Origin of the sequence: Deinococcus aestuarii, assembly GCF_018863415.1 — a bacterium.
GTDB classification, from domain to species: Bacteria; Deinococcota; Deinococci; order Deinococcales; family Deinococcaceae; genus Deinococcus; species Deinococcus aestuarii.
This window is the reverse complement of sequence record NZ_JAHKSN010000002.1, coordinates 321195-333862: the sequence shown is the minus strand read 5'-3', so window position 1 is coordinate 333862 and position 12668 is coordinate 321195. Positions and strand designations below refer to the sequence as shown.

Here is a 12668-nt window from a genome sequence, read left to right as displayed (position 1 = left end):
AGGCGCCGGGGCTCACTTGCCCCAGCAGTTGGCGAGGCCGTACTGCACGCTCTGGCTGGGCACGCCGGACACCGCCTTGGCGGCGATCAGGTTCACGCCGGTGTCGGTGTAGCCGCTCTTGACCTTCTTGCCGGACTTGGCGAAGTCCACCCCCGCCGCCACGCCGAGGGCCGCCATCTTCAGCGGGTACTGCTGGCTCGTCGCCGCGAAGACGCCGCTTTGCACCCCGCGCACGCCGTTGCAGCCGCCGTCCACCGAGACGATCATCACGGCCTTGTCCTTGCCCGCGTTCTTCAGCGCCTGGTGGGCGCCGTACCCGGCGGGCTCGTTGATGGTGTACACGAGGTTGATGTCGGGGTTCTTCTGGAGGCAGTTTTCCATCGCCGTCTGCCCCTTGGCCTGATCCCCGAAGGAATCCTGCGCGCACACCACCACGCCGCCGACCACGTTGGCCGGGGTCTGGGCGGTGATCGCCTGGCCCGAGCTGTCCTTGATCCCCAGCCCCGCCAGGAAGCCGTTGTGCCGGGCGATGCCCACCGGGTGGCCGGGGAAGAGGTCGAGGGTGGCGATCTTCAGCGGCTTGCCCCCCATCGCGGCCTTCGCGTAGCGCCCGATCAGGACCCCCGCCTGGAAGTTGTTCGTGGCGAACAGGGCGTCCGACGCGCTGGCGGGGTCGGTGGGCGAGTCGAGCGCGATGACCTGCACGCCCTGGGCCTGGGCCTTTTTGATGGCCGGGATGATCGCCTTGGAGTCCGACGGGGTGATCAGGATGGTCTTGGCGCCCGCCGCGACCATGTTCTCGATGGCGGTGACCTGCGAAGCGTTGTCGTTGTCGGCCTTGCCCGCCGCCGTCATCAGCCGGGCCCCGAGGCGCTTGGCCTCGGCCTGGGCGCCCTCTTTCATCTTCACGAAAAAGGGGTTGGTGTCCGTCTTCGTGATCAGCCCGATCACCGGCTGATTCCCCTGCGCGAGCGCGAGTCCGAGGACGGTGGTGGCGGCGAGGGCGGCGGTCACGAGCTTGGTGGGGGTGCGCATGGTCTTCTCCTGGGGTGAGTGAAGGGGCGGAGGGCCGGGGGCGGACAGAAGCGGTGTCAGAGAGGACACCGGGGGCAGGGACCGGGGTCAGGGGCTCGGCACGGCGCGGGCCTCCAGGCGGTGCGGGGGAATGTCCAGGGTCTCGATGTCGTGCTCCGGCGTCTCGGCGCGCAGCACGAGCAGGAAGGTGGCGGTGGGGGTGATGGGATAGGGCGCCCAGTGCCAGGTGCCGGGATGCAGCAGCACGCCCTGGCCCGGCCCGATCACGAAGGCGCGCAGGCCCACCGGGTCGGCCTCGCCGGGCGCCCCGACCACGAACAGGCTGCGGCCGTCCAGGGCCAGGAAGACCTCGGGCGTGCGGACGTGGCGCTCGATCTGCGTGAGGAGGGGGTCACGTTGGTGGGCGATCAGGTGCCCGGTCACCCCACTCCCCGCCAGCCCCGCGAGGTCGCCCGTCGCGTGCCAGAAGGTGATGTCGCCCCGGTCCAGGGTGGGCTCGCCCGCCGGACGCCCGAGCACCGCGCCGAAGGGCGCAAAGGCGTCGGCCTCCAGCGGAAGGGCGGAGAGCGTCGCGGGAGGGGTCACCGGGCACCTGCCTTCTGGAGGGGCGGCGTCACCAGGGGGGCGGCCGAGTCCCGCTCGATGAAGGTGGTGTGCAGCCGGGTGGAGGTGGGCACCTCCCGGCCCTCCAGCACGCCCAGCAGGGTGTGGCAGGCGAGGGCCCCGAGGTCGTAGGCGGGCTGCGCGACCACCGTCAGGGCCGGGAGGATCGTCTGCGCCCAGCGCGAGTCGTCGAAGCCCACCAGGGAAAGGTCTCCCGGCAGGCTCAGGCCCAGGTCGCGCAGGGCGAGCACGGCGCCCACCGTCATCTCGTTGTTGCCCACGAAGAGGGCGGTGGGACGTTCCCCGGGCGGCAGGCTCAGGAGCGCGTGGGCCGCCGCCCGCCCGTCTCCTTCGCGGTGGTGTCCGGGGCGCACGAGTTCGGGGCGGTAGGGGATCCCCGCACTCTGAAGCGCCCGGCGGTAGCCCTCGTGCCGCTCGACCGCCGTGGAGATGTCCTGCTGCCCCACCACCATGCCGATGCGGCGGTGCCCCAGCCCCGTCAGGTACGACACCGCCCGGTAGGCCCCCATTTCGTTGTCCACGAGGACCGTGTGCGCGTTCGCGCGCCCGCTCGCCCGGTCGAGTTCGATCACCGGGAGGCCCGGCAGCAGGTCGAGGTTGGTGTGGGTGGCGGGTGTGGGCACCACGATGAGTCCCCGGGGCAGGTGCCCGCGCAGGGTCTCGAAGGCCCGGCGCTCCTTGGCGGACTCCTCGTCCGAGTTGAACATCAGCACCGTGTAGTCCTGCGCCTCGGCCACGTCCTGCACACCCTTGGCGAGCGTCGCGTGGAAGGGGTTGAGGATGTCGGTCACCACCAGCCCCAGCGTGCGGCTCCCGCGCTGGCGCAGGCTGCGGGCCAGCACGTTCGGCCGGTAGCCCAGCGTCCGCGCCGCCGCCTGCACCCGCTCCCGCGTCGTTTCCGCCACGAGTTCGGGTCGGCTCAGCGCCCGCGACGCGGTGGCCGGGGAGACTTGCGCGAGTTTTGCCACGTCCTCTAGACCGATCATGCAAACGGTTTCACTTTCACGAGAAGGTGGAGGGGCGACGGCACGGGAGCGTCCTGGAGGTCGTCCGCCAGGCAGGGGGCCGGGGTCCGGCCCGAGGGGCACCGGGGCGGTGCAAACGATTTCAGTTCTTGATGCCCGTAGTGTGGGGCCTCTCCGGGCGAATGTCAAGTTTTCCTCAAGGCCCCGCTTGGGAAGGCGGAGCCCAACCGGGGGAAGGCTCGCCGTGACGGGCCGGCGCCTGCGCTAGCCTGCCGCGCGGATGCCGACCCTGCTCGCCGCCGCCGACCTCTCGCTGTCCTTCGGGGAGCGGCCCGTGCTGGCGGACGTGTCGGTGTCGGTGGCGACCGGCGAGCGGGTGGCGCTGCTGGGCCGCAACGGGGCGGGGAAGACCACCCTGCTGCGCGTGCTGCTGGGTGACCTGACCCCCGAGGAGGGGACGGTGTGGCGCTCGCCGGGCCTGCGGGTGGGCGTGCTGGAGCAGCACCACGCGCCCCCGCCCGGCCTGACCGTCCGCGCCCTGATCGACGCGGCGCACCCCTACCGCGAGCCCGAGGCCGAGCTGCTGGCGCTGGAGGCGAACCTCGGGGACCCCGAGACGCTGGCCGCCTGGAGCACCCTGCACGCGCGGCTGGAGGATGCGGGCGCCTACACCTGGCCCGCCCGCGCCGCGCGGACGCTCGGCGTCCTCGACCTCACCCGTTTCACCTTCCGCGAGGCGGCGACCCTCTCGGGGGGCGAGCGCACCCGCCTCGCCCTCGCGCTGGCGCTGGCCCGCGAGCCGGAGCTGCTGATCCTCGACGAGCCGACCAACCACCTCGACGTGCGGATGCGCGAGTGGCTCGAAGACCACCTGCGCGCCTTTCCGGGGGGGGTGCTCCTCACCAGCCACGACCGGGATTTCCTCGATGCCGTCGCCTCCCGCAGCCTGTGGCTGGAAGGGGGGGAGGCCAGCGAGTACCCGGGGGGCTACTCCCGCGCGCGCGCCCAGCGCGACCTGGAACGCCGCACCCGGGAACGCGCCGCCCGCCTGAGTGGGCGTGAGGCCTCCCGCCTCTCGGGCAGCGCCGAGCGGCTGGACGAGTGGGGCAGGCGGTCGCGGGCCCTGAGGTCCCGGGTGGACCGCCTGCCCGTCACGGAAGCGCCCCTCCCCGAGCGCCAGATCAGGATGCGCCTGCTCGCGGGCACGGCGCGGGCGCGGCTCGTCGCGTGGGGCGAGCACCTTTCCAGGAGCTACGGGGGCCGGGCCGTGCTGCAAGACGTGGCCTTCAAGTTGCGCCAGGGTGACCGGGTGGCCCTGATGGGGGCGAACGGCACGGGCAAGACGACCCTGATGCGGCTGCTCGCGGGCGAGACGCACCCCGACCCGCCCGCACCCGGCGGCCCCGAACCCGTGCTGCGGGTGGCAAGCGGGGTCAGCGTCGCCAGCCTCGACCAGACGTGGCACGGCCTGACGCCGGGGGAGGGGCTGCGGGCGCAGTTCGAGCGCCGCTTCGGCGAGCGGGCGGGGGCGCTGCTGGGCCGGGCGGGCTTCGTCGCCGCCGACTGGCCGAAGACCCCTTCAGAGCTCAGCGGCGGCGAGCGGGCGCGGGCCGGGCTCGCCCTGGTGAGCGCCCTGCGCGCCGACCTGCTGCTCCTCGACGAGCCGACGAACCACCTCGACGTGGAGGCCCTTCAGGCGCTCGAAGACGCCGTTCACGCCTACGGGGGCGCGGTGGTGATCGTCACCCACGACCGCCGCTTCGCCCGCGAGGTGGCGACCCGGCTGTGGGTGATCGAGGACGCGGGGCTCAGAGAGGTCGCCGGGTGGGGCAGCCGCGAGTACACCGACCCCGCCCGCACGCTGACGGGCGACCCGCCGCCGCCGCCGCCCCCCCCCACCCCCCGTCAACGTCTGGCGGTCATCGAGGCCCAACTCGCGGACGTGCGCCGTGGGCTCGACGCGCCCCCCGGCACCCTCACCGGGCGGGAGGAGGCCCGGCTGCGGGCGCAGGCACATCAGCTTCAGACCCACCTCTATGACCTCTACGGGCAGGCCTTCGCCGCGCCGCAGTTCGACGCCGAGGTGCGCGAGCCGCCGCTGACCGTCCGCGCCCAGCGCCTCGGAGAAGTCGGCGGCATGTTCTGGGCCGCCCGCGACGAGGGGTGCCCGCACCTCGCCTGGGACGGCCACACCCTGCGCTTCAGCACTCCGCCCCCCGCGTGGTACGGCGCGGCCCTCCTCGGCGGGGCGCTGCGGCTTCTCTTCGAGCGCTGGAACGTGGGCCGGGCGCGGCTGGGGGAGGGGGGGCCGGTGCTGACGCGGCGGGACTATTTCGAGCGCATCGGGGTGGCGCCGGGGCGCGGTCAGGCGTGAGCGGGAGCGGGCGGCCCCCACGCCATGTTCGAGGTCGGGAGCGTTCGCCCGAGTCGACTCCTCGGGCAACTCCCCCGGGAGGGGAGCCGAACCCGCTTCCCCGGCCTCCCTGAAGGGGTGGTGGCCCGGAGGAGCGGACTCGCAGAGCTGTTTGCAGGGGGAGTGACTGGGGTCAGGTGGGCCCCCTCCCCTCTTCTGGGCTGGGCCGTCCCTGTCTTTTTTCACGGACCCCTGCCCCCTGACCGGGCCCCGCTATACTCCCCGGCATGGAAGACCTCATCAAGGGCCGTCTGGGCGGCGAGCAGGGCGGGTACGGCGTGCGCTGCGCCATCGACGGGGACCGCATCACGGGCCGGGCGGGCGGCAGGCTCCACGGCAAGGACATCGAGCTGGAGATCACCGAGCGCGGCGTGCAGGGCACCGTCGGTGACGAGCCGGTGCGGATCGAACTCGAAGAAGGCGAGCTGCGCGGCAACGTCGGCGGCCAGCGCCTCGTGCTGCGCGGCGTGGACCGGGTGACGGGCTTTTTCGGCGAGCCCATCGTGGGCTGGAACGTGGTGGCCCAGCAGCAGGGTGAAAAGCTCCAGGGCCAGCTCGGCAGCACGGTGCTGGGCCGCCCCTTCGAGCTGGACCTCGGCACCGCGCCCGGCTGGGTGGGCACCCTCGTCGCCGTGGTCGCCTTCTACGCGCTCGAACCCCGCGCGAGCGTCAGCGTCAGCCGCTAGGTCAGGGCACCAGGCAGGGCCGTCCGCCGGAATGGGGGGGCGGCCCCGCTTCTTTGGCTCAGCCGTGCCGCGCCAGGAACGCCTCCCGCTCCATCCAGGCCAGCCGGGGCTCGGTCTCGGAGGGGGAGACTTTCGTGCCGTACACCAGCCGCATCACCCGGAAGCCCAGCCCGTACAGCCGGGCCTGCGCGGGGGGCAGGCGGACCACCGTGAAGCCGCTCCTTTCCAGCGGCCCGTGAAAGAGGGTGACGGCGAAGACGGCGCGGGCCTGCGCGAACCCGGGCCGTTCCCTGAGTGCCCGGGCCACGTCCCGCAGCGACCGCTGGTAGGCGCGGTAGGCGGTCAGCGAGCCCCGGGCATTGAGGCCCACCAGCCGCGGGCTGTGCAGGTGCAGCTCGGCGGTGAGGCTGCCGGGCGGGAAGGGCAGCGCCCCCGGCATGGGCCGCAGCGCCACCCGCATCACGGCGTCCGCCCGCTCGGTGAGGGGCAGGACGCCGTGCGCGCGGGCGAAGCGGTCGTCCACCACGCGGCGGTACACGTGGATCAGGAGGTCGCGGGGGGTGGCGGCCCGCAATCCGGGCACCTCCCGCACGGGCACGGGACGGTAGCCGAGCGCCCCCAGCCGGGCGAGCGCGTCAGGCAGGTCGGCGGGCGGCACGCGCAGGGTCAGCCCCGGTTCCGGCGTCCCGGAGGGGAGGGGCAGGGGCCGCACGCCCCGCGCGGCCAGAGCGGGAGGCCGGCCCAGGCCCAGGGGTTCGTCGGAGGCCCAGACGGTGACCGGCTGCCCCGCCGCCACGTCGAGTCGGGGGAGCCCGGCGGGGTCGCCCTGCCCGGCGACCTCGTGCCCGGCCCCCGTGGCGAGCCGCAGCGCCCCCGGGTCGAGGGTCGCCAGCCCCACCGGCGCGAGCAGCGTGGCCCGCACCCCGGCCGCCTCCAGGGCGGCGAGCGCCTCCCGCAGTTCGGCGGGTTCGGCGACGGGCACGGTCAGGCCCACGCGCGGGTCGCCGGGGTGGCCGCCGTGGAGGGCGCCGTGGGCTCCGGCGCGGGTCAGGGCCCGCCGAAGGACGGAAAGGGGCGTCCGGAGGCGGACGATTCGGCGAGGAGCGGCCATGCGCCACTCTAGGGCGGTGCCCCGTGGCCGCGTGTCCGGGGCATCCAGGCCTGTGCGCGGCGCCCCCTGTTCGCTTCTCGACGGCCTGGAACCCTGCCCGGGGGCCGCCCCCTTCTCGCGAGCTGCCCCGGGCCGGACCCCGCGCGCGTGAGGATTTCTGAAGGCCCATGAAGGCGCCCGTCAGCCTCGGCGTCGTATGCTCTCGGGCAATGACGCTTCAGCATTCCTTTAACAACCAGGCGGATGCGGGGGGCATGTGAGACCTCTGCGGATCGGCCTGTTCACCGACACCTTCTTGCCCGATCAAAACGGGATCGTCACCAGCGTCGGGCTCCTCAGTGACGAGCTGCGGGCGCGGGGGCACCACGTCGAGGTGGTCGCCCCCTCCTTTCCGGATGGGCACGGCCCGGATGCGGACGACACCCGCCCCGACGTGCGCCGGGCGCCCAGCGTCCGCTACGTCTTCTTGCCGACCTACCGCCTGGCGTGGCCCACCCGCAAGGACTTCGAGCAGAAGTACGACCTCGTTCACACCCACACGCCGCTGACCCTGGGGCTCGCCGGGGCGCGGCTCGCCCGCAAGTGGCGGGTGCCCCACGTCGCCACGTACCACACCCACGTCGAGGCGTACACCCACTACCTCCCCGGCCTGACCCCGATCCAGCGGCATACCCGGATCGTCACCCGGGTCATGGGCCTGTACTACCGCCGCGCCCAGGCCGTGATCACCCCCACCGCCGCCATGCTCGACGTGACCCAGGCGATGGGCGTGAAAAACCCCGTCGTCATCCCCACCGCCGCCCGGCCGGAGGTGCTGCGGCAGGCCCCCCCCATCCAGAACCCCTGGCCCGCCGGAAAGCGCCGCCTCCTCAGCGTGGGAAGGCTCGCCCGCGAGAAGCGCTTTGACCTCGTGCTCGACGCGCTCGCCGGGTTGCCGGACGCCCACCTCGTCGTGCTGGGCGAGGGGCCGGAGCGCGAGCACCTGAGCGCGCACGCCGAGCGGGTGGGCGTGGCGGACCGGGTGACGTTTCTCGGCGTGCGCCCCTGGACCGAGATCGGGGCGTACTACCGCCTCGCCGAACTCTTCCTCTTCGCCAGCGATACCGAGACGCAGGGCCTCGTCCTTCAGGAGGCGCAACTGATGGGCGTGCCCGTCGTGGCGGTCGGGGCGCGCGGCACGCTGAGCGGGGTGGCGCACGGGAAGAGCGGGTATCTCGTCGCTCCCGGGGACGTGGGCGCGCTGCGCGGGCACGCCGCCGAGATTCTGGGGGACCCGGCGCTGTGGGCGCGGCTTTCGGGGGGCGCGCGGACCTTCGGGACGGCCTGGACGCCGGGCGGGGTGGCCGAGCGGGTGCTCGACGTGTACGCGGGGGTGCTGGGGGTGCCGCGCGTGGTCCCGTTCCCGGTGGAGGCCGGGGCCCTCACTCCCCGAAATACCCTCGCGTATGACCGCTGAGGTTTTGCGCGTGGCGCCACAAGAAGGGCAGCCAGCCTCCCTCCAGCCGCCGCGCGCTCGTCTCGACCAGCGCGCCGGGCACGTAGGCGACCTCGCCGAGACGGCCCAGCGCCCGTCCCAGCAGCACGTCCTCGTAGGCCTCCACGTCGGGGTAGCCGCCCGCGAGGTGCGCGGCCCCGCGCGAAAAGGCCATGTTCGCCCCCGCGAGGTTGGGGCGCCCGGCCACCGCGCAGGCGTGCAGGAAGGTGCCGTAGGCGAGTTCGGAGAGGACCGACACGGGCCGCGACACGCCGCAAAAGCGCATCGGGCCGTAGAGGGCCACCCGGTTGCAGTGGCCGGGCCCGGCGGCCGCCTGGTCGAAGCGGGCGAGCCACTCGGGGCAGGGCAACGAGTCGGCGTCGGTGGTGGCGACCCAGCCGGTGCGCGCGGCGTCGAGACCCGCCTGGCGGGTAGGGGCGATGCCGCGCACGTGGCAGGAGACGACCGTGGCTCCCCAGGCCCGCGCGACCGCCGCCGTGTCGTCTTGACTGGCGTTGTCCACGACGATCACGGCCGCGGGGGGATGAAGCTGGCGTTCCAGGGCGCGCAGGGTGAGGGGCAGGTACTTCGCCTCGTTGCGCGCGGGAATCACGACCGTGAAGTCCGGCACGGGCACAGGCTAGCAGGTGGTCGCCGAATTCCGGGCGTACCTCCGGTGGGGGAGGCGCCGTGACCCGCCGCTCACCGCTGCGCCCGGGGACCCTCGGGCCCGTCGCCGCCGCCGCCGTCGCGCTCGCCTGCGCGGAGTTCGTGCGCAGTGGGGTCTACGCGGCCTACCTGCCGCAGGCGGGCCCCTCCGCGCTGGGCTTGCCGCTGACCGCCGTGGGCGCGGCGTGGACCGCCCACTTCGCCGCCGACACGCTGATGCGCGGCCCGGCGGGGGCCTTGATCGCCCGGCGCGGGCTGCGGGTGGTCATGCTGCTGGGCTCGCTCCTGAGCCTGCTGGCCCTGGCGCTGCTGCCGCTGGCGCACTGGCCGTGGCTGATTGTCCTCGTTGCCGCGCTGCACGGGGCGGGCTTCGCGGCGATGTGGCCGGGGGCGATGAACCTCACCGCCGACGCGGCGCGGGAAGGGTACCAGGGCCGCGCGATCACGGGCGTGGCGCTGGGGGTCATGCCGCTCGTAGGCGGGGGCTTTTTGCTCCTCGGCGGGCTCGCGCAGGGGAACGCCAGCCTGCCCCTCCTGATCGCGCTGGGGGTGCAGACCGTGGGGGTGCTCGCCACCCTGGCCCTGCCCACCCGGACGGTGCGGCGCCGGGAGGAGGGCGCGGCACCCGAGCCGGGGCGGGTGCGCCGCGCCGCCCGGGCGCTCGCGCCGCTGCTGCCCGCCGCCTTCGTGCAGAACATGACCATGACCCTGCTCGGGCCGCTGCTCTTTACCATCGGGCCGCAGCTCGGGCTCAACTACTGGGGCATGGTCGCCCTGCTCGCGGCGGGCGGGGTGGTCGCCTACGCCAGCCTGCCCTTCACTGGGCGGGTGGCGGACCGGGGCCGGGCCCGCCTCGCCCTGACGGTGGGCTTCGGGCTGATCGGCCTGGCCCTTGCCGTGATCGCCACCACGCCCCCGACGTGGGCGCTCTACCCCCTCGCGGCCCTTGTGGGGCTGGGCTACGCCTGCATCTCGCCCGGCTGGGCCGCCCTGGTCACCGGCACCCTCCCCGAGAACGAGCGCCCGGCGGCCTGGGGCGCCCTGATGACCGTGGAGAACGCGGGCACCGCCCTGGGGCCCCTCGTCGGCACCCTCGCCTTCGGGCAGCTCGGGCTGCCGGGCCCCTTTCTGGTCGGGGCCATCCTGGCGCTGACGACCGCCGCCGCCTACATCGTCTTCCGCCGCGCGTTCCCGGAGGGCCGGGCGGCGCAGCCCGCGTGAAGCCGGGCGCTGTCCTCGGCCTCGCCGCGCTCGCCGCCTTGCTGGCCGACCTGCTGGGGCGCGCCGCCGGGTGGGGGGCGCTGGGACCGGGAGACCGGACCTCGAACCGCGTCGCCCTCACCTTCGACGACGGGCCGGGCGAGCGGACGGGCGAGCTGCTGGGGGTCCTCGCGCGGCACGGCGCCCCTGCCACCTTCTTCGTGACCGCCCCGGCCTGCGCGCAGCGCCCGGACCTCCTGCGGGCGCTCACCGGGGCAGGTCATGGGGTCGAGGCGCACGGGCGCTGGCACACCCACGCCCTGCGGCTGCCCCCCTGGCGCGAGTGGGCCCAGGTGCGCTGGCACCCCCGCGCCGGGGAGCCGGGCCCCCACCTCTACCGCCCCCCCTACGGCGGCCACAGCCCCCTGACCCGCCTCCTCGCCCGCCTCGCCCGCCGCCGGGTCGCCCTCTGGGACGTGGAGGGGCGCGACTGGACCGCTCTCCCCGCCGCCGATCTCGCCGCGCGGACGCTGGCCCGGGTGCGCCCCGGGAGCGTGATCCTGCTGCACGACGGCCCCCCGGGGACGCCCGAACTGCTCGACCGGCTGCTGGAGGGCTTGAGGGCGCGGGGGCTCACGCCCGCCCTGCTCCGCGACCTGCCCCCGCGCCCCATCGGTTTTCGGGACGGCCTGCGGCGGCTGCGGGCGAGTTACGGTCGCTAGGACGCCGCGAGCAGGCCCCGCACCTCGGCGGCGATGACGGGCAGCGCCCCCGCCGCGCCGACCCGCCCCAGCCCCGCCACCGCCGCCCGCGACCGCCGCGCCGGGTCCCGCAGGAGGGCCAGGACCTCCGCCGCCACCGCCTCCGGGTCGGGGGTGACCACGCTCAGCGCGTCTCCCAGCAGCCGCCCCTGCCGCCGGGCGAAGCCCGCCGTGTACTGCGGCCCGCCCGTGGGAAAGGCCACGACGGGCACCCCCAGCCCCGCCAGTTGCTCGTTCGCCGTGCCCGCCGTCCCGACCGCCACGTCCGCCGCCCGCGCCACCGCCCCGAAGGCGCCCCGCAGCAGGGGAACGCGCGCCCCCTCCCCCCGCGCCCAGGCCGTCCGGTCGTCCTCCACCGTCAGCGCCCAGCCGCCGGGCAGGGTCACGGCGTCCCACCCGTGCGCCCAGGCGACGAGGGCCGTCACGCCGGAGAGACGCGCCGCCGCCCGCAGCATCACGGGCAGGCTCTCCCGGTGGTCCTCCCGCGAGCCGGGCAACAGGGCGAGAGCCGGGCGCCCCCCCGTCAGCGCCGACAGGTCCCGCTCGGGCGGGGGCAGCACGTCCAGCGCGAAGCTGCCCGCCCAGCGCGCCCGCACCCCCCGCGCCCGGTAATGCCGCGCCGTCCCCTCGTCCCGCACGAACACCGCCCGCGCCCCCCTCGCCAGCCGCAGCTCGTAGGGCATCGGGAGGTTGGCGCCCAGGGCGTTGAGTTCGGAGAGGGCCCCGCGCACCCCCAGCCCCTCCAGGTAGTGCGCGCTCAGCAGCGGCTGGACGTGGACGAGGGGCACCCCCGCCCCCCGCGCCGCCAGCGTCCCCACCATCAGCGCGTAGGCGTCCCCCACGACGACGACCGCGCCCGCCCCCCGCGCCGCCCGCCCGGCGTCCCGCCACTGCCGCAGCGACGCGCCGACGAGCCCCGCCCGCAGGTCGGCGAGCAGGTTCGCGGCGCTGCCGAAGGGAAAGCCCCCGCTGGGCAGCCGCAGTTCCTCGCCCAACCGGGTCACGTCCGGCACGCCCGTGTAGGCCCGGCCCGCGCCCACGAGGGGAAGCGCCCGCGCCCCGGTCCCCAGATGCCCCAGCAGCCGCGCCCCGATCAGGTCCTCCGCCGTGCCGTTGGAGACGAGAAAGGCGGGCCGGGAGGGGAAAGGGTTCACGCGGGGCAGGATAGCGGGAGCGGGCGGGGGGTCACTTGTCGGCCCCGGCACATGGTAGGAATGGGGCGCGTGAACGACTTCGACGCCCTGCAAGCCGTGATCCGCCGCGCCGCTGACGCCCGGCAGGCCGAGCAGCGGGCCTGCGAGGCGTTCCTGAACGCCCTCTACCACGCCCTGCGCACCGCGAGCGGCCCGGGATTGCCCCTGAACAACGTCACGCTCGACTTCACGCCCGATCCCCACAACCGCCTGCGGCCCGTGCCCCCCGGCGGCTGGCACGCCGCGTGGCTGAGGCTGGGGCTGTGCGAGGTGCTCGTCCGGGTGCGGCGCGAGGGCGGGGCCTTCGTGGTCGAGTACGCCGGGCGCGGCGCCTTCCACCTGACGGGCACCACGGAAGACGACCTGATCGCCCTCGCCCGCCGCCTCCTGCGCGACGTGGCCGCCGTCTACGCGGGTGAGGAGGTCCAGGGGCCGCCGAGCCCCGGGCGTCTGAACTGAGGGCGTCCGGGAAGATTCCCCCGGCCTCGTGGGCCGAAAGATCGCCGCATGATTCCACACCCCGTCGAGTACAGCCTG

At 75.0% G+C, this 12668-nt stretch carries 12 protein-coding genes; 6 read left to right on the top strand and 6 right to left on the bottom strand.

Translation table 11 applies throughout. The features are described from left to right. Positions 1–12 precede the first annotated feature (12 nt). From IC605_RS04750 to IC605_RS04740, 3 genes are all read right to left on the bottom strand, one after another. Positions 13–1035: a sugar ABC transporter substrate-binding protein gene (locus IC605_RS04750; RefSeq protein ID WP_216319689.1), complete on the bottom strand. Its 1023-nt coding sequence runs from the start codon at positions 1033–1035 to the stop codon at positions 13–15. An 87-nt stretch (positions 1036–1122) separates the two neighbouring features. After that, positions 1123–1620, bottom strand: coding sequence for an ureidoglycolate lyase (locus tag IC605_RS24430; protein WP_216319686.1), 498 nt, complete (start codon positions 1618–1620; stop codon positions 1123–1125). Beyond that, a complete protein-coding gene (locus tag IC605_RS04740) occupies positions 1617–2645 on the bottom strand; it encodes a LacI family DNA-binding transcriptional regulator (protein ID WP_216319683.1) in 1029 nt (342 codons plus the stop codon). Before IC605_RS04740 ends, IC605_RS24430 begins: the two co-directional genes overlap by 4 nt. Positions 2646–2904: 259 nt before the next feature. Between IC605_RS04740 and IC605_RS04735 the strand changes: the two genes are divergently transcribed. Next, complete coding sequence (locus tag IC605_RS04735; RefSeq protein ID WP_216319680.1) at positions 2905–4998, top strand: ABC-F family ATP-binding cassette domain-containing protein; 2094 nt, start codon at positions 2905–2907, stop codon at positions 4996–4998. A 266-nt stretch (positions 4999–5264) separates the two neighbouring features. After that, positions 5265–5723, top strand: a complete 459-nt coding sequence (locus IC605_RS04730) for a hypothetical protein (protein WP_216319677.1) — start codon at positions 5265–5267, stop codon at positions 5721–5723. Positions 5724–5781: 58 nt separating this feature from the next. On the opposite strand, the gene IC605_RS04725 is transcribed toward IC605_RS04730, so the two are convergent. Beyond that, positions 5782–6834, bottom strand: a complete 1053-nt coding sequence (locus tag IC605_RS04725) for a YkoP family protein (protein WP_216319674.1) — start codon at positions 6832–6834, stop codon at positions 5782–5784. Between the two features lie 256 nt (positions 6835–7090). Here IC605_RS04725 and IC605_RS04720 point away from each other — a divergent pair, with 256 nt between their 5' ends. Next, positions 7091–8290 carry a glycosyltransferase gene (locus tag IC605_RS04720; protein ID WP_216319671.1) on the top strand — a complete coding sequence of 400 codons (1200 nt, stop codon included), beginning with the start codon at positions 7091–7093 and terminating at the stop codon, positions 8288–8290. Here the strand turns inward: IC605_RS04720 and IC605_RS04715 are convergent. Beyond that, positions 8256–8939, bottom strand: coding sequence for a glycosyltransferase family 2 protein (locus tag IC605_RS04715; RefSeq protein WP_216319669.1), 684 nt, complete (start codon positions 8937–8939; stop codon positions 8256–8258). The genes IC605_RS04720 and IC605_RS04715 overlap by 35 nt on opposite strands. A gap of 59 nt (positions 8940–8998) precedes the next feature. Between IC605_RS04715 and IC605_RS04710 the strand changes: the two genes are divergently transcribed. Continuing rightward, positions 8999–10198, top strand: coding sequence for an MFS transporter (locus IC605_RS04710; RefSeq protein ID WP_216319667.1), 1200 nt, complete (start codon positions 8999–9001; stop codon positions 10196–10198). Continuing rightward, entirely contained in the window at positions 10195–10899 is a 705-nt protein-coding gene (locus IC605_RS04705) for a polysaccharide deacetylase family protein (RefSeq protein WP_343216505.1), read from the top strand. Before IC605_RS04710 ends, IC605_RS04705 begins: the two co-directional genes overlap by 4 nt. Here IC605_RS04705 and IC605_RS04700 read toward each other — a convergent pair. Continuing rightward, positions 10896–12092: a lipid-A-disaccharide synthase-related protein gene (locus tag IC605_RS04700; RefSeq protein ID WP_216319664.1), complete on the bottom strand. Its 1197-nt coding sequence runs from the start codon at positions 12090–12092 to the stop codon at positions 10896–10898. The genes IC605_RS04705 and IC605_RS04700 overlap by 4 nt on opposite strands. Before the next feature lie 60 nt (positions 12093–12152). Between IC605_RS04700 and IC605_RS04695 the strand changes: the two genes are divergently transcribed. Beyond that, on the top strand, positions 12153–12590 hold the full coding sequence (locus IC605_RS04695) for a hypothetical protein (RefSeq protein WP_216319661.1): 438 nt from the start codon (positions 12153–12155) through the stop codon (positions 12588–12590). The last annotated feature ends 78 nt before the right edge of the window (positions 12591–12668 follow it).